The organism is Xanthobacter autotrophicus, from assembly GCF_029991245.1.
GTDB lineage: Bacteria > Pseudomonadota > Alphaproteobacteria > Rhizobiales > Xanthobacteraceae > Xanthobacter > Xanthobacter autotrophicus_C.
In genome coordinates this window covers 1-16862 of record NZ_JAIVFO010000052.1, presented here as the reverse complement: position 1 = coordinate 16862, position 16862 = coordinate 1, and the positions used below count along the sequence as shown (strand labels likewise).

General features: G+C 69.0%; 15 protein-coding genes and 1 pseudogene. 9 read left to right on the top strand and 7 right to left on the bottom strand.

The window, feature by feature from the left end; all coding sequences use genetic code 11:
- Nucleotides 1–9 precede the first annotated feature (9 nt).
- From K9U41_RS10890 to K9U41_RS10860, 7 genes are all read left to right on the top strand, one after another.
- Nucleotides 10–1305 (top strand): lipopolysaccharide biosynthesis protein, encoded by a 1296-nt coding sequence (locus K9U41_RS10890; RefSeq protein ID WP_282640863.1) that lies wholly within the window; start codon nucleotides 10–12, stop codon nucleotides 1303–1305.
- Between the two features lie 147 nt (nucleotides 1306–1452).
- Entirely contained in the window at nucleotides 1453–3567 is a 2115-nt protein-coding gene (locus K9U41_RS10885; RefSeq protein WP_282640862.1) for a GumC family protein, read from the top strand.
- A gap of 284 nt (nucleotides 3568–3851) precedes the next feature.
- Nucleotides 3852–4712, top strand: coding sequence for a polysaccharide biosynthesis/export family protein (locus K9U41_RS10880; protein ID WP_282640861.1), 861 nt, complete (start codon nucleotides 3852–3854; stop codon nucleotides 4710–4712).
- Between the two features lie 101 nt (nucleotides 4713–4813).
- The gene (locus K9U41_RS10875; protein WP_282640860.1) at nucleotides 4814–5605 is read left to right on the top strand and encodes a WecB/TagA/CpsF family glycosyltransferase; all 792 of its coding nucleotides are present in this window, start codon (nucleotides 4814–4816) and stop codon (nucleotides 5603–5605) included.
- A gap of 56 nt (nucleotides 5606–5661) precedes the next feature.
- The gene (locus K9U41_RS10870) at nucleotides 5662–7044 is read left to right on the top strand and encodes a hypothetical protein (protein WP_282640876.1); all 1383 of its coding nucleotides are present in this window, start codon (nucleotides 5662–5664) and stop codon (nucleotides 7042–7044) included.
- A 29-nt stretch (nucleotides 7045–7073) separates the two neighbouring features.
- Entirely contained in the window at nucleotides 7074–8102 is a 1029-nt protein-coding gene (locus K9U41_RS10865; protein WP_282640859.1) for an acyltransferase family protein, read from the top strand.
- Nucleotides 8103–8247: 145 nt separating this feature from the next.
- Nucleotides 8248–9087 (top strand): FkbM family methyltransferase, encoded by an 840-nt coding sequence (locus tag K9U41_RS10860; protein ID WP_282640858.1) that lies wholly within the window; start codon nucleotides 8248–8250, stop codon nucleotides 9085–9087.
- Between the two features lie 8 nt (nucleotides 9088–9095).
- Here K9U41_RS10860 and K9U41_RS10855 read toward each other — a convergent pair whose 3' ends face one another.
- A complete protein-coding gene (locus K9U41_RS10855) occupies nucleotides 9096–9956 on the bottom strand; it encodes an FkbM family methyltransferase (RefSeq protein WP_282640857.1) in 861 nt (286 codons plus the stop codon).
- 179 nt (nucleotides 9957–10135) lie between these two features.
- Between K9U41_RS10855 and K9U41_RS10850 the strand changes: the two genes are divergently transcribed.
- The gene (locus K9U41_RS10850; RefSeq protein ID WP_282640856.1) at nucleotides 10136–10660 is read left to right on the top strand and encodes an HAD family hydrolase; all 525 of its coding nucleotides are present in this window, start codon (nucleotides 10136–10138) and stop codon (nucleotides 10658–10660) included.
- Nucleotides 10661–10669: 9 nt separating this feature from the next.
- Here the strand turns inward: K9U41_RS10850 and K9U41_RS10845 are convergent, their stop codons facing one another.
- The 6 genes from K9U41_RS10845 to K9U41_RS10820 all read right to left on the bottom strand — a co-directional run bounded on the left by K9U41_RS10845 (nucleotide 10670) and on the right by K9U41_RS10820 (nucleotide 16470).
- Complete coding sequence (locus tag K9U41_RS10845) at nucleotides 10670–11644, bottom strand: glycosyl hydrolase family 18 protein (RefSeq protein WP_282640855.1); 975 nt, start codon at nucleotides 11642–11644, stop codon at nucleotides 10670–10672.
- Between the two features lie 8 nt (nucleotides 11645–11652).
- Nucleotides 11653–13071 (bottom strand): exopolysaccharide biosynthesis polyprenyl glycosylphosphotransferase, encoded by a 1419-nt coding sequence (locus K9U41_RS10840; RefSeq protein WP_282640854.1) that lies wholly within the window; start codon nucleotides 13069–13071, stop codon nucleotides 11653–11655.
- Between the two features lie 176 nt (nucleotides 13072–13247).
- Nucleotides 13248–14654, bottom strand: coding sequence for an NAD(P)(+) transhydrogenase (Re/Si-specific) subunit beta (locus K9U41_RS10835; protein ID WP_282640853.1), 1407 nt, complete (start codon nucleotides 14652–14654; stop codon nucleotides 13248–13250).
- 10 nt (nucleotides 14655–14664) lie between these two features.
- Complete coding sequence (locus tag K9U41_RS10830) at nucleotides 14665–15120, bottom strand: proton-translocating transhydrogenase family protein (protein ID WP_282640852.1); 456 nt, start codon at nucleotides 15118–15120, stop codon at nucleotides 14665–14667.
- Entirely contained in the window at nucleotides 15120–16283 is a 1164-nt protein-coding gene (locus K9U41_RS10825; RefSeq protein ID WP_282640851.1) for a Re/Si-specific NAD(P)(+) transhydrogenase subunit alpha, read from the bottom strand. Before K9U41_RS10825 ends, K9U41_RS10830 begins: the two co-directional genes overlap by 1 nt.
- 34 nt (nucleotides 16284–16317) lie before the next feature.
- The gene (locus K9U41_RS10820) at nucleotides 16318–16470 is read right to left on the bottom strand and encodes an aa3-type cytochrome c oxidase subunit IV (protein WP_282640850.1); all 153 of its coding nucleotides are present in this window, start codon (nucleotides 16468–16470) and stop codon (nucleotides 16318–16320) included.
- A gap of 200 nt (nucleotides 16471–16670) precedes the next feature.
- On the opposite strand from K9U41_RS10820, the pseudogene K9U41_RS10815 reads away from it, so the two are divergent.
- Nucleotides 16671–16862: pseudogene (locus tag K9U41_RS10815) on the top strand (PA0069 family radical SAM protein); the annotation flags it as partial.

The window sequence follows — 16862 nt, the reverse complement described above, 5'->3', positions numbered from 1 at the left end:
GGGACGGCCGTGAGCGCGGCACCTTCCCCCTCCTTCGTCACCCTTGTCCGGACCTACGGCACCTATGCCGGAGCCATGATGGCCCGCGGCCTCGAACTCGTCGGCAAGCTCGGGCTCTACATGCTCGGGGCGCGCGCTCTGGGGGTGCATGATTCGGGCTATTTCTTCCTCTGCCTCACCTTGGTGGGCGTGCTTGCCACGGTGTCGCGGGGCGGGTTCGAGCGCGCGGTGGTGCGCCATCTGGCCGCCGAGCTGGCCGTGGGCAAGGGCCGGGCGGCGGGACACGCCTTCCTCGTCGGCCTCGGCGCGGTGCTCGGCCTCGGCCTCACCGTGACCTTGCTCACCGCCGCCTTCGCCCAGCCGCTGGCGGACTATGTGTTCCGCGACCCCGAGGCCGCCCGTCCGCTGCTGCTCTCCACCCTCGTGATCCTGCCCCAGGCCACCTGCTATTTCATCGGCAACGCGTTGCTCGGCCTCCACAAGGGTGCGGCGGGGCAACTGGTGCAGAACGGCCTGTGGCCGGTGCTGACGCTGGCGGCGGTGGTCGCCGGCGTCTCCTCCCTCGACGGGCTGCTCTATGCCCTCGCCGCCGCCAATGTGGCGGCCACCGTGGTGGGCGCCGTGCTGCTGCTGCGCGAGCGCCACCGCTTCGTGGACACCCACACGGATACGCCGCCGGGCGCGCCGCTGCCCGCCCTGTGGCGCACCGCGGCGCCGCTCTCGGTGGTGGAGATCGTGCAAATCCTGCTGCCGTCGCTGCCGGTGCTGCTGCTTGCCACCTTCGGCCTGCCCGCGCAGGTGGGCGCCTTCAGCGTGGCGAACCGCATCTCCATGCTGGTGTGGGTGGTCAGCACCTCCATCGGCAGCGTCGCCGCCCCCTCGTTTGCCGCCCGGCACCGGCAGGGGCAATGGACCGAGCTGCGCCAGCTCAACCGCCGGGTGCGGCTCGCGGTGGCCGCCTTCGGCACGCCCCTGGTGGCGGTGATGGTGCTGGCGCCGGCGCAGGTGCTGCATCTGGTGGGGCCGGGCTTTGAGATCGCGGCCACGGCCCTGGTCATCCTCGGCGTCGGCCAGTTGGTTTATTGCCTGCTGCCGTGCCAGGAGATCGTGCTCGCCATGGCCGGCCATGGCGGCGTGCTGCGCTGGCTCACGCTGGGGCAGACCGTGGTCTGCGGCGCGCTGTGCGTGCTGCTCATCCCGCCCTTCGGCATGATCGGGGCGGCCATCGCCACCGCGGTGTTCGCGGCCCAGCTCGCCATCGGCGCCAGCCTCATGGTGCGCAGGCTGATGCCGCAGGCGTTCTGATCCACCCCGAGAGCGGTCGCGCCTCACGCCCGACGCAACCCTCCCTTAACGGTAAAGTAAGCGCGGCGCGGCACGGTGGGGCAAGCCTCCCGTCCGCGTCGCAGCAAGGGTCCGGACGCGGGAGCCGGGCGTGAAGCAGGGGGACGCATGTTGATGCCGCAGGCGGCCCAGAGCGGCGCCACGGAACCGGCCACCGGATCCGCGCCACCCGCCTTCACCCTGCGCGATTTCCTGATCGCCGCCTTCTACCACATCCGCATCGTGCTGCTGGCGGGGCTGATCCCGCTCGTGGTGGCGCTGGCCGTGGCCGCGACCAGCCGCACCGAATACACCGCCTCCAGCCTGCTCATGGTCATCGTGAGCCGCGAGGTCTCCAACGCCCAGAACGTGACCGACACCGGCCCGGCGGTGCTCAGCATCGAAGGCCTGAAGCAGGTCGAATCGGAAGTGCAGATCATCGAGAGCGCCGATGTCGCCCGCGCCACGGTGGTGGAGATCGGCGTGGACCGGCTGTTCCCGCCGGGCCGGCTCGCCGCCATCACCCGCCTGTTCAGCTCCGACAAGGACCTGATGGACAAGGCGGTGGAGCGCTTCCAGGCCAGCGTGCGGGCCTCGGTGCAGTCGGGCTCCAACGTGATCCGGGTGAGCTTCACCAATCCCGACCGCGAGGTGGCCATCGCCGCCGCCGACGCACTGGTGAAGACCTATCTCGCCGCCCGCCGCCGCCTGTTCGAGAACCCCACCGCCAAGATCCTGATGCTGGAGGTGAACCGCTTCCAGACCGACCTCTCCGCGGTGGACCGGGAGATCGAGCAGCTCAAGGTCAAGGCGGGCATCATCGATTTCGCCCAGGACGCCATCCTCGCCTCCAACCAGGTGGACAGCATCCTCCAGCGCCGCCGGCAGGTGGCCGAGCGCGAGGTGGCGGTCAATGCCCAGGTCGCGGAGGCGGAAAAGCAGTTCGCGGCCCTGCCCGATTCGGTGTTCGACTTCGCCGAGAAGACCGATGCCCTGCCCGGCGACGAGGACAACAACACCCTCTCCAAGCTGCTGCTGGAGCGCGACCGGGTGGCCTCCCAGTATGCGCCCGGCAGCCAGCTGCTGCGGGACCTCGATCGCCAGATCGCCACCATCCGGGCGCGGATCAAGAGCCGCTCCGAGCGGCGCTATTCCACCGACCGGGCCGTGCGCAACCCGCAGGTCAACTATATCCAGAACATGATCCTGAGCCTAAAGGTGGAACAGGATTCCCTCGGCCGCCAGAAAGGCGAGCTGGTGCAGCAGCAGCGCCTCGCCGAGGAGCGCCTCGCTGCGCTGCGCGCCGCCGAGACGCCGCTCATCGAGCTGAACCGCAAGCGCGATGCGCTGGGGGAAGGCTTCCGCGAATATCAGCGCCGGGCGGTGGCCGCCGCCATCGAGGAAGCCGCGGCCCAGTCCCGCCAGTCCGCGGTGCGGGTGGTGCAGGAGGCCGGCTCGGCGGTGACCAAGCGCTCGCTGGCGCTGCCTCTGGTGGCGGCGGGCCTGTTTGCCGCCCTCCTGTTCGGCGGCGCGGCCGGGGCCCTCGCCTCGAGCCTGCGGACCTCCTTCGTCACCCCCGCCGAGGCCGAGCGCTCGCTCGGCCTGCCGGTGCTCGCGGTGTTCGACGCCGAGGCGGACCGGCCCGGCAATGCCGCCACGGACGAAGCCATCGGCAGCTGCGCCACCCTGCTGCTCGACACCCGCATCGACGACGCGCCGCTGCGGGTCCTGCATTTCCTCTCCCCCGATGCCGACGACGCCCTGCCCTGGCTCGCCCGGCGGCTGGCGGAGGAGTTCGCCGCGCGGCGCCGGCTGCGCACGCTGCTGGTGGACCTCTCCAGCGCCGCGCCCTACCCGCTCGCGGCCGGCGGCAGCGACGTGCGGGGCGGCATCGCGGTGACCGGCACGCCGGTGCCCCTGCTGTGGGCCGCCGCCGACGCCGAGCGCTCGCCGCTGCTCGACTTCCGCCTGCCCATCGCCGAGGCGGAGCTGATGATGGCCGAGCTGCGCCGCGCCTTCGACTGCGTCGTCATCTCGTCCGACCTGCCCGGCGCCTCGCTCGTCACCCAGCGCTTCTGCCAGCTGGTGGACGCCAATATCCTCGCGGTGCAGGCGGAAAAGTCGCGCATGCCGGCCGTGCTCCGCCTGCGCGATCAGGTGGCGGAGAGCTCGGGCCTCACCATCGGCCTCGTCTTCCTCGGCCGGCGCTATTACCTGCCGCACTGGCTCTACCGCCGCGCCTGAGGGCGCGCCCTCCCCGTTCCGAGAACCGCAGCGCCCGTCCCGCCTGTCACGGTGGGATGCGGGCCGCTGTGGCGCGGGGGCATCATCACCGCCGCCTCATCCTCAATCGGTTTCGTGGCACCATCATTAAGCGTTTCGTTAACCACACAGCTTTAGTGTCGCTTTACCACGTTCAAGGGTTTTCACCCGAGATTTGCCGCGTCGTTCACCGTCGAAAGGGACGGTACGTTCACGAAAATCCCGGCATTAACCTTTTGAATACGATTAGGCGCGGGAGTTGGTCGATGGTCTTGCCAGAATGCGGCGTGGTGAACACCGCTCCCGGCCCGGCCCGGAACGACCGACTTCGGGCGCGGCGCGCCCGGCGCAGGGCCGCGCTCGCCCTCCTCGCATTCAGCTTCGCGCTCAATGGCTGCGCCGCCATCGCCACCTCCCAGAACACCGGCACCGAGCCCTTCACCACCGGCCACGAACTGCGCTTCACCGAGGCGAACGTGGAGCGCTTCAAGCCGTGGAGTGACCTGGTGCCGAGCTATCGGCTGGGGCCGGGCGACAAGATCAAGATCAAGTATTTCATCACCCGCGAGATGGACGAGGACCTGACCGTGAGCCCGGACGGCTCCATCGCGCCGCGCGCCATCGGCCAGATCCGGGTGGAGGGCTCCACCCTCTCGGGCGTGCAGGACTATGTGCGCCGCGAATCGCGCAAGGAACTGACCGACCAGAAGGTGGTGGTCTCGCTGGAGGAAGCCTCCTCCGCCCGGGTCTATGTGGGCGGCATGGTGGCCCATCCCGGCGCCTTCAAGCTGGCGGACATGGGCACCAGCGTGCTCCAGGGCATCCTGCTCGCCGGCGGCTTCACGGAGGAATCGCGCACCGGGCAGGTGGCGCTCATCCGCCGCGGCCCCAACAACGAGCCCATGCTGCGCCTCGTCAACGTGCGCGACGTGATCCAGACCGGGTTCGACGCCAATGACGTGCCGCTGGTGAGCGGCGACATCATCTATGTGCCGCGCTCGTCCATCGCGGAGGTCAACCTGTGGATCGACCAGTTCATCAACAAGGTGGTGCCGTTCCAGCGCCAGTTCAGCTATACGATCGGCTCCTATTCCACCACCGGCGGCGGAACCTCGATCCTGCAATAGCCTGATCGGGCGCGCCTGCCCCCGCGCCCGGTTTCGTGACAGTCCGGCGCCGGGAGGGCGCCGACCAGAGGCGTCGATCACGCATGCGCGCGGCATCTGACATGGACACGCATTTCCGCACCGAGACCTTCCTCGGCGCGCCGTTCGCCTGCCTCGACGTGCCCGGCGCCGCGCGCGTCCTCGGCGCGCGACCCATGGGCGCGCCCTTCAGCTATGTGATCACCTCCAATGCGTCCCACCTGGTGCGGCTCAATGCCCGCAAGGATGAGCGCTTTGCCGCCGCGCTTGAGGATGCGGGCCTCAACGTGCTCGACGGCGCGGTGCCGCACCTGCTGGCGGAACGCCTGTTCGGCCTGGACATCCCCCTGTGCCCCGGCAGCGATCTCACCGCCGAGCTGTTCGAGCACGTCATCCAACCCGACGACGCGGTGACGGTGATCGGCGGCAGCGCGGAGATGAAGCGCCGGCTGACGGCGCGCTACGGCCTCCGCACCCTCAACCTCCACGTGCCGCCCATGGGCTTCATCGACGATGTGGCGGCGGTGGAGGAGGCCATCCGGTTCGTCATCGACCATCCCGCGCGCTACGTGTTTCTGGTGGTGGGGGCGCCGCGCTCGGAATATCTCGCCCACATGATCGCCCGGCGCGGCACCGCCGTGGGCACGGGCTTGTGCGTGGGCAGCGCGCTCAACTTCCTCACCGGCCTGGTCCAGCGCGCCAGCCCCGCCTTCCGCCGGCTGGGCCTCGAATGGCTGTACCGGCTGGCGCAGAGCCCCAGCACCCATTTCCAGCGGGTGTTCGTGGATTCCCTGCCCATCTTCCTCATCGCCGCCAAGGCGAAGCTTGATCCCGCCGCCTACGGCATGGGGCGCGGCGGGGACGGGCGATCGTGACCGGCCAGCCCGCGAGCCGCGACCCGCCCCGGGATCCAGCGAGCCGCCGCGTGGTCATGCCCCTGCGCCGCAGCGCCACGGGCATGGCGCCCGCCCTTGACGACGGCACCCACGTGCTCGCCAAGCTCGCCTTCGCGGCGACGCTGCCGTTCTTTGCCCAGGTCTTCTACTATCTCAACGAGTATCCGGCGCCCTACCTGCTGTCGAAGGCCTGGCCCTTCCTGACCCTGCCGCTGGCGCTCTACGGCATGATCCGGCTGAAGCTGCCGGTGGGCCGGATGTTCATGGTGGTGCTGGCCTATGGGCTCGGCTTCACGCCGCTGGTTTCCGTGATCCAGCTCGGCAACGGCTTCCTCGACGCGCTGACCACCACCATCAAGGCCTGGCCCTTCACCTATTACTTCAGCCTGTCGGCGCTGCTGGCGCTGCTCGCCGTGCCGCCGGAGAGCATCCGCAAGGCGGTGCTGGGGCTGGGAGCGGCGACCTTCTTCCTGATGGTGATCATCTATCTGGTCGCGCCCACGTCCTGGTATGCAGACAATCCGGCCGACAGCAAGCTGCTGCTGTTCGACCTGGAGCGCGGCTACCGGGTCTACATGCCCATGGTCTTCGGCATGATCCTGGTCTTCTTCCTGGCCCGCGCCTTCGTGCTGAAGCGCAACATCCTCTACGGCCTCGGCGTGGCGCTGGCCTTCGCGCCCATGCTGCTGATCTACAAGCAGCGCGCCGCCATTGCCGCGGCGCTGGTGGTGGTGGCCTTCGGCATGGCCATGTCGCTGCCGCAGCGGACCCGCCGGATCGTGATCGGGCTCGGGCTCGCGGCGGTGGCCGTGGGTGTCTTCCTCGTGGGGCGCAAGCTCGGGTTTCTGCCCGGCGGCGCCGCGCCCGGCGATGCGCAGGACGCGTTCGGCGCCTCGCTCTCGGTACGGCAGAACTCGTCGGCGCTGGCCTTCGCCTTCCTCGGCGACGATCCCATGCGCTGGATCTTCGGGGTGGGTGCCACCACCCGCTTCAGCACGGTGACCCTCAACGACATCTTCGGCAACGACCAGTTCTTCATCGCGGACCTCGGATGGATCGGCGTCGTCTTCGAATACGGCATCATCGGCGCCGTCCTGCTTGCGGTGCTGCATGTGTGGTGCTTCGCCACGGCATTCCGGCTGACGCGCGGCCTCGATGACCCCTTCGCCCTCGCCCTGTGCGACTACGTCCTGTATCTGATGGTCAGTTCCGCGGTGTATTCGGTGGTCTTCACGCCCGGAGAGCTTGGCGTCGTCATGGCGCTCACCATCTATCTCGACCGCCGCCGGCGCGCACTGCCGCCCGGTCCGCCGCCGGGCGAGACCCGCCTGTTCCCCGGACGAAACTCGGGGACCCGCCAGGTGACTCTGGGACGGGGAGCACAGGGACGTGGGAGAGCAACCGCACATGCCGGCTGACCACGCCCGCCGCGCCGCAGGGATGCGGCATGCTTGAGTCCCTCCAATATCTGCGGGCGGTGGCAAGCCTCATGGTGGTGGTGTTCCACCTCGGGGCGCCGCTGTCGCGCCTCGGCCTCACGGCGCCGTGGCCGCAGTCGGGCGCGGCGGGCGTCGACATCTTCTTCGTGCTCAGCGGCTTCCTGATGCTGGTCACGACCCGCGGCCGGGACGGCTACACTTTGAGCTTCTACCTCAAGCGCATCGTGCGCATCGTGCCGCTCTACTGGATCGTGACCACGGCGAGCCTCGCCCTGCTGCTGGTGGCGCCGCAACTGGTGAAGAGCGGCAAGGCGGACGCCTGGCACATCCTCGCCTCCTACCTGTTCCTGCCGGCGCGCCATCCGGTGCTCGGGACGCTGGAGCCGCTGGTGGTTCCGGGATGGACGCTGAACTACGAGATGTTCTTCTATCTGGTGTGGGGCATGGCCCTGTTGCTGCCCGATCGGGCACGCCTGCCCGCCATCGCCCTCTTCCTCGCCGGGCTCGCCGTGCTTGGCCGCGCGGTGCCGAGCGCGAATGCCTTCCTCGCCTTCTACACCGCGCCCATCATGCTCGAGTTCGTGTTCGGCCTCGCCCTCGGCCTCTGGTATCTGGAAGGGCCGCCGCTGGCGCGCGGATGGGGCTTTTTCTTCCTTGCCGCCGGCTTCGTATCGCTGCTGGCGCAGGGCGATGTGGCGCCGGAGACCCGCGTGATCCAGTGGGGCATCCCCGCCGCCATGGTGGTGGCCGGCGCCCTCGTGCTGGACCGGGCGCGCCCGGTGAAGCGCATCGGCGCCTTCGTTCTGCTGGGCGATGCCTCCTATGCGCTTTATCTCGTGCACGGCATGGTGCTTTCGGCGGTGGGCCAGGTGTTCGTACACCTTCCGCTGCCGGCGCCGCTCGCCTTCGTCGCCTGCGCCATCTGCGGGGTGGGCGCGGCGATTGCCGTCGCCATCGCGGCGCATCTGGCGGTGGAAAAGCCGCTGCTGCGGCTGATGAGCCAGAACCCCCGGGCCAGCCGGGCCGCCGCATCATGAGCGATAACGGAGGGCGGCCGGAAAAAAACGGTTGCATGCGCTTGCCCAAGCGTTGCCGGGGCTGTCTATTCCCGGCGTCCGGCCGGCACGGGCCATGCGGGCCGTGCGATGAAGAAGCCAAGGGGGCAGTGACATGTGGAGACGCGTGAAAAAGCTCGTGAACGAGCCGGCCTTCCGCGAGGCCCCGCTCACCGTCACGGGCCGGGCCATCTCGCTCGCCGCCCACGTGGCCCTCGGCCGCAGCCCGGTGGCGGAGATCACCAAGGGCGGCGCCCGCCTGAAGCTGCCGGCAGACCTGCGCTTCACCACCACCAGCGTGTTCCTGCTGCGCGACAAGGTGGAGCCGGAGGTGCGCTACCTTGATAAATTCCTGCGCCCCGGCGACGTGTTCGTGGACGTGGGCGCCAATATCGGCCTGTTCACCCTGAAGGCGGCGAGCTTCGCCGGCCGGGTGGTGGCCGCCGAGCCGGGCGCCGTGGCCGGCCGGCAGCTCGCCGACAACCTCGCCCTCAACGGCTTCAGGAACGTCACCATCGTGCCCAAGGCCATCTCGGACGCGGAGGGCAAAGCGGTGCTGTTCCACAATCCCCTCGGCGACGACCCGCAGGCCTTCTCCCTCATCAATGACGGCACCAGCAGCGACAGCGAGGAGGTGGAGATCACCACCCTCGACCGCCTCACCGCCGACCTCGGGCTGGAACGGGTGGATTGCCTCAAGATCGACGTGGAGGGCGCGGAAGACCGGGTGATCAAGGGCGCCGCCGGGACCCTCGGCCGCTTCCACCCCGCCGTCATCTTCGAGATGAACTGCCCCACCCTGCTCAAGGACGGCGGCGATCCGGCGGCGGCCTGGGTCGCGCTGGGCGCGCTCGGCTACGGCTTCTTCCAGCTCCAGGACGACGGCACGCTGACCCCGCTCGCAACCCGCCCCACCCTGTTCGGGAACTATGTGGCGCTGCACCCGCAGGGCCGGCCCCTCGCCTGAAGGGGGGCTCAGCCCTGCCAGTGTTCCAGGCGCGCGATGATGTCGGGCCGGGCTGCGAAGTAGAAATCGTTCACGTAAAGCGCGCCCTTGCGGGGGCGCGCGCCGTCCGGCTCCAGCGCCGCGACCGGCTGGTGAACGGACGGGTCGAACTCGGCGATGGGCCGCATCCCGTGCCCCTGCCGGAAAAAGCCGCGATAGCCGAAGGGCTCCAGCACCTGCCGCACCGCCGCCACGGCGCCGGGCCGGTGGCGCTCCTCGGCCTCGATCAGGAAGGTGGGCCGGCTGGCGGCCACGAGGGCCCGCGCGCCTTCCAGCACCTTCACCTCGTGGCCCTCCACATCGAGCTTGACGAAGCTCACCGGCGCCGTCACGCAGGCGTCGAGCCGCGCGATGGAGACACGCACATCATCCCTCGGCCCCTCGACCTGCTGCGCGAGGTCGCCGTCGAGGGTGGCGAGCGGCGACAGGTCGCGCGGGATGTGCAGCACCGCCTCGCCGGCGTCGGCACTCAATGCGGTTTCGAACAGGGTCAGCGCTCCGGTGCGGATCTCACCGGGAAATCGCAGCTTCAGGATGCGCACGAGCCGGGGGTTGGGCTCGAAGGCGAGCACCCGGGCGCCACGCCGCAGCAGCCAATAGGTGAAAAGCCCCCGGTTGGCGCCGATATCGCAGACGGTGTCGCCGGGTGCCACCAGCAGCGGCAGCAGCCGGACCTCGCTGTCGGGGTCGCAGGCGGCGCGCGCGTCCACCAGTGGACACAGCCGCGCGAACACCCACGGCATGCGGCGTTCGACGATGGCCTTCAAGAATTTCAGCATGCGCTCAATTCGCAGGCCGCCCCACCACGCCGGAAAAGGCGTCTTCGCCACCCTGTGCCTTCTCATAGCAGAGGCGCGAGGGAAGACAATGGAAGCAAGGCTTGGGAGGGCCAGGACGGCACGGCGCAGGCCGCCCCTCCTCGCCCCGGCCGGCAAACGCACCGTCCGGATGGACTGGCGGGGCAGGCACCCTTTTTCTATGGTCGCGCGACTGAGCCGGAGAAGATGCAGTGAGTGGTCCTTCCGCGCCCCGCCCGGCGGTGTTTTTCGACCGGGACGGCGTCCTCAACCTGGATACGGGCTATGTCCACGACCCGGAGGGCTTCCGCTGGGTGGACGGCGCCCGCGAGGCGGTGAGGCACTTCAATGCGCTCGGCCATCTCGTCTTCGTGGTGACGAACCAGTCCGGTGTCGCCCGCGGCTATTACGGGGAAGATGAGGTCGCGGCCCTGCATCGCTGGATTGCCGGGGAGCTTGCCGCCGTCGGCGCCCATGTGGACGACTGGCGCTATTGCCCGTTCCATCCCGACGCGGCGGTGCCGGCCTATCGCGCGGTCCATCCCTGGCGCAAGCCGGCACCGGGCATGATCCTCGATTTGATGGCGCACTGGCCGGTGGAGCGCGGCAAGAGCCTGCTCATCGGCGACCAGCCCTCCGACATGGCAGCGGCAGCGGCAGCCGGCATCGCCGGCCATCTGTTTCCCGGCGGCGACCTCCTCGCCTTCGCGCGCAGCCTGGCCCCCGCGCGGGTTTAAAGCACCCGCTCAGGGCACCGGCGCATCGCACACGGCAAGGCCAAGGCTGACGCAGATGGCGCGGGTGAGGCTGCGATAGTCGGGATTGTCCGGACCCGTGGGGCCGGGCGGCACCAGGCCGAGGCCGTAGAGCATGGCGCCCGCCTTCGGATCGGGAAGGACCTCCTGAAGCAGCCGCACCGTGCGCTCCACCGTGAAGCGCGGCCCGCCGGCGTCCGAGGGCATGACCTGGATGCCCAGCGCCAGCGGCCCCGGCCACAGGCTGCGATAGGCGCGGAAGGCCTCCAGCGGCTCAAAGCTCGGCCCGGCGTCGTAGGACATGACCGAGACCAGATCGAGCCCCCGCGCCGCCTCCGACTTCAGCACCGCCCGCATCATGCCGACATAGGGGCCGTAGCGCGGCTGCGAGGCAGCGAAGGCGCCTTCGCCATAGGCGCCAACGCTCCAGCCGGCGAGGCTCACCACGAGGGGCCGCGGCAGCGCCGCCCGAAGATCGGCCAGCACCGCGATGGCGCGGGCATCGTCGGCGCAGGCGATCGCACCATCCGGCGTGCGGGCGCAGCCGGAATCCGCCGTCTCATAATCAAGATCGACGCCATCGGCGCCGAGGTCCCGCACCAGATGCGCCAGCGCGCGGAAGTCCCGCGCGTCCCAGCCGAAATAGCCCCAGCCGCCCACCGCCAGCAGCACCTTGGTGCGCGGATGATTCGCCTTGAGGGCGGCGACGGCCGCTTTCAGGACCGCGCCGGAAAAGGGAAAGGCGAGCCCGGTGCCCGACAGGTCGAGGTCCCCGGCATAGGCCAGGTCCGGTTTCACGAAGCCCAGCGCCACATGGGAGATGGAGCCGGGCAGCCGGGCGAGGAGGGTCTTGGACGGCTCTTCGGTCGCGACTTCCGCCCAGGAGGCGAGATAGGCGAGGAACGGGCGTTGCTCCCCTTCCGCCGCCGCAGCACGGCCGGGGAAGGCTCCCAGGGCCAGCACCATCAGGAGGGTCAGAAGACCGCAGGCCCGGCCATGCCCTTGGTGATGGTAAGCAGCATGATTCTGATGTCGAACCATATGGACCAGTGCTCGATGTAGAAAAGGTCGAGTTCCACGCCCCGCTCGGCCTTTTCAAGGGTGTTGATGCCGCCGCGCATGCCGTTGATCTGGGCCCAGCCGGTGATGCCGGGCTTCATCCGGTAGCGCGCCACATATTGGCGGATCGCCTCGTAGCGCACGTTGGTGGCGACCTGCATGTTGGGCACGTGGGGCCGCGGCCCCACCACCGACATCTCCCCGCGCAGCACATTGATGAGCTGGGGCAGTTCGTCGATGGAGGTGGAGCGCAGGAAGGCGCCGATGCGGGTGATGCGCGGATCGTCCTTGGAGGTGCCCCTGGACCCGTCGTCCGCAAGATCCACCCGCATGGTGCGCAGCTTGAAGCAGGAGAAGACGCGGTTGTTGAGGCCCACGCGCGGCTGGCGGAACAGGATGGGCCCGGGGGAATCCAGCTTGATGGCGATGGCGGCGACCAGCAGGATCGGCGCGGTGAGGATGAGGCCGATGGTGGCCACCACATAGTCCTCGACGCCCTTCAGCAACCCGAGCGAGCCCTTGAGCGGCTGCTGCTGCACCTGCAGCGCCGGCTCTCCGGCGATGCGCGTGAGCCGGGCGTCGTTGAGCATGAAGCGCTCGGGATCAAGCTCGACGATGACGTCGGCGGCGATCTGGTACATCTGGTTGGCGATGGTGCTGATGGCGGCGGGATCGTCCCAGCTCTTGGCGACGACCACGATGTCCACCGGATTGTGCTTCACATATTCCAGCAGGTCGGCGAGCCCGCCCATGAGGGGGACGCCCTGGGGCGCGGGCGGCGGCGGGGTCATCTCGCCCGGCAGGTGCCCCTCGTCGAACATGCCGACGAAGGTGATGAGGCCGTCGGCGCCCTCCTCCTCCCGGTAGCGGCGCACGAGGTCGCGGGCCCGCGCCGGATCCCCGATGATCACCGCGTTGCGCCGCAGGACCCCGCGGGTCTGCACCAGCGCCACGCCCGTGCGCACCAGCACGAGGCGCCCGAAGATCAGGGTCACCGCGGTGAGGGCGCCCCAGCCGAGCAGTGCGGCAAGGTTGGTCGATCCGATGGGGATGATGGCGTAATAGCAGATCGCCAGCAGCGCCCCGGCCGGCACGCCGGCCACCGCGAGGTGCCCGAGCTGGCGCAACGGGCGCTCGTAATGCTCGACCCGGTAGGCCCGGCCGGCCTGCAGGATCTGGACATAGGCGAAGACACCGATCGCCCAGAGGATGCCCATCTGGCTCCAGGACAGGAAGTCCCACCGCCCGTGGGCGATGATGGCGGCCAGCGCCGCCATGGCGATGTCACATAACAGGACGAGACGGTTGACGAGCCCGTGGGTCCAACGTGTCATCGCCCAATCCCTGACGCGCCCGTTTTTTCTTGAACCGGACCGCGATTGGGATTGGTTTTGCTGAAGAAGCCGTTGGCAGTCAAGCTGGGAAGCCACCACACGTGTACAAATGAAAAGAGCCGCCCGGCTGGCGCCGCGCGGCTCTCTGGGAGGTCTGCGGCCCGGGGGGCCGATGGTCAGTGGCCGAGGGCCTTGACCACCTCTTCGGTCACCTTCTTGGCGTCGCCGAAGAGCATCATGGTATTGTCCTTGAAGAACAGCTCGTTCTCCACGCCGGCATAGCCCGCCGCCATGCCGCGCTTGATGAAGAGGACGGTCTTGGCCTTCTCCACGTCGAGGATGGGCATGCCGAAGATGGGCGACTGCGGATCGGTCTTGGCCGCCGGGTTGGTCACGTCGTTGGCGCCGATGACGAAGGCCACGTCGGCCTGGGCGAATTCGGAGTTGATGTCCTCCAGCTCGAACACCTCGTCGTAGGGCACCTGGGCCTCGGCCAGCAGCACGTTCATGTGGCCCGGCATGCGGCCCGCCACCGGATGGATGGCGTACTTCACCTCGACGCCCTCCTCCTTCAGCATGTCGGCCATCTCGCGCAGGGCGTGCTGGGCCTGGGCCACCGCCATGCCGTAGCCCGGCACGATGATGACCTTCTCGGCGTTCTTCATGATGTAGGCGGCGTCGTCCGCCGAGCCCTGCTTCACCGGGCGGGCTTCCGCCTGGGCGCCGCCGGCGGCCGCCGCGGCGTCACCGCCGAAGCCGCCGAGGATGACGGAGATGAAGGAGCGGTTCATGCCCTTGCACATGATGTAGGACAGGATGGCGCCCGAGGAGCCCACCAGCGCGCCGGTGATGATCAGCGCGGTGTTGCCTAGGGTGAAGCCGATGCCCGCCGCCGCCCAGCCCGAGTAGGAGTTCAGCATCGACACCACGACGGGCATGTCCGCGCCGCCGATGGGGATGATGAGCAGCCCGCCGAGGATGAGCGACACCAGGGTGATGATCCAGAACAGCGTGATCGAGCCGGTGAGCACGAAGGCGATGACCAGGATCAGCAGCAGGATGGCAAGGCCGGCATTGATGAGGTGGCGCGACGGCAGCATGATCGGCTTGCCGCTCATGTTGCCGTTGAGCTTGGCGAAGGCGATGATGGAGCCGGTAAAGGTGATGGCGCCGATGGCCACGCCCAGCGACATTTCCACCAGGCTGGCGCCATGGAGGTGTCCCGGATCGCCGATGCCGAAGGCGCGCGGCGCGTAGAGGGCGGCAGCCGCCACCAGCACCGCGGCCATGCCTACCAGCGAGTGGAAGGCGGCGACCAGCTGCGGCATCTGCGTCATGGCGATGCGCTTGGCCACCACCGCGCCGACGCCACCGCCGATGCCGATGCCGGCCAGCACCAGCACCCAGCCCACGAAGTCCGACGGCGGCGAGAGCGCCAGCGTGGTGAGGATGGCGATGCCCATGCCCACCATGCCGTACAGGTTGCCCTGTCGCGAGGTGGTGGGATGGGAAAGGCCACGCAGGGCCAGGACGAAGAGAATGCCTGCGACCAGATAGAGCAGGGCGGCGAAATTCGCGTTCATGTGCCCCGCCTCACTTCTTCTTGGAGTACATGGCGAGCATCCGGCTGGTCACGAGGAACCCGCCGAAGATGTTCACCGAGGCAAAGACAAGGGCGATGAAGCCGAAGATGCGTGCGCCCCAGGCGTGGCTGGAATCCCCCACGGTGGTGACGCCCACCGCGAGCAGCGCGCCCACCACGATCACCGAGGAGATGGCGTTGGTGACGCTCATGAGCGGGGTATGGAGCGCCGGGGTCACCGACCACACCACGTAATAGCCCACGAACACCGCGAGCACGAAGATGGAGAGGCGGAACACGAAGGGGTCGATGGCCCCTCCGGTCGCGCCGTGCGCCACCGCGCCGATGGCGGCGCCGGCCTGGTCGGCATAGAGCTGGGCGGCTTCCGCCGCCTGGCGCGCGATCTCTGCAGCGGCGCGAGCCTGGGAGGCGGCGTCCGTCGCGGTCTGGGCTGAGGCGGGATTCATCAGGCCGCTCCCTCGCTGGTCGTTGCGAGATTCTTGGGTGCGAAGTTCGGATGCACGACGGCGCCGTCGCGGGTGAGGAGGGTGGCCTTGACCAGCTCGTCGTCCCACTTCACGGCGAGGGACTTGGTCGCCTTGTCCACCATCGTCTCGAAGAAATTGAAGAGGTTCTTGGCGTAGAGCGGCGAGGACGACGCCGCGATGCGGCCGGGCACGTTGAGGTGGCCGACGATCTTGACGTTGCCCACCCAGGCCACCTCGCCGGGGACCGCACCCTCCACGTTGCCGCCGCGCTCCACCGCCAGGTCGACGATGATGGAGCCAGGCCGCATGGAGGCCACCATCTCACCCGTGATCAGGCGCGGCGCGGGCCGGCCCGGGATCAAGGCGGTGGTGATGACGATGTCCTGCTTCTTGATATGCTCGGCCACGAGAGCGGCCTGCTTGGCCTGGTACTCGGCCGACATGGGCTTGGCGTAGCCGGCGGCGGTCTCCGCCTGCTTGAACTCCTCGTCCTCCACCGCGACGAACTTGGCGCCCAGCGAGGCGACCTGTTCCTTGGCGGCGGGGCGCACGTCGGTGGCGGTCACGATGGCGCCGAGGCGGCGCGCGGTGGCGATGGCCTGCAGGCCCGCCACGCCGGCACCCATGACGAAGACGCGCGCGGCGGGCACGGTGCCGGCGGCGGTCATCATCTGCGGCAGGGCGCGGTTGAACTCGGCGGCGGCGTCGATGACGGCACGGTAGCCGGCAAGGTTCGCCTGGGAGGACAGCACGTCCATCACCTGCGCGCGGGTGATGCGGGGCATCAGCTCCATGGCGAAGGCGTTGACGTTGTAGCGCGCGAGCGTGGCCAGGGCCTCGTCGTTGCCATAGGGATCGACGATGGCCAGCAGCAGCGCGCCGGGCTTGTACGACGAAAGTTCGGCTTCCGTCGGACGGCGAACCTTCAGTACCACTTCGGCGCCGTACAGGGCATCGGCGGCGGTGGGGGCGATGGTCGCGCCGGCGGCTTCATAGTCGGCATCCAGAATGCCCGACTTGAGGCCCGCGCCCGTCTCGACCTCCACGCTGGCGCCGAGCGCGAGCAGACGCTTCACCGTATCCGGGGTCGCAGCGACCCGCGGCTCGCCGAGATCAATCTCGGCGGGGACAGCGATTTTCATCAGAGATGTCTCCGGTGCTCCAACCCGTCAGGGGTCAGAGGAGGAAGATCCACATGAGGGTGAGGAGGACGGCGATCGCGATCGCGCCCCATTTGGTCAGGGCGGTGAAGAGCACATAGGTGCTCTCGTGCTCGGCGTAGTCGTTACCGTCCGCAATGGCGTATTCGGTCGTGGCGTGTTCAGCCATCTTTTCCCCCTTTTCAGGCCTCAATTAGGGCTTTACCGGAGATGCGAATGTCTGGCAACCGGCTTGTGGTGTACAGTATTCAAAATCCAAGTCGATGACCCGCCCCCCTCATCCGGCAACCGCCTGAAGGTAATGGAAAAGGTCAGCACCCGACCTTTATGTTCTTGTTTTGTTCTGTTTCGGGTGCTACTTTTTTTCCCATGAGCCTTGAGCGCGATTCTCTCTTTGATCCTGCGGGTCCCGCCGCCCGCACCGCCGGGCAGGCCACGCCTCGCCCGCGGCCGGCCGGACCCAAGGCCAAGGCGGCGCCCCTGGCGGTAAGCGAGCCGCGCGCCAATCGCATCCTCGGGCGCCTCGCCGAAGAGAAGACCGCCCCGCCCCCTGTGGTGTCG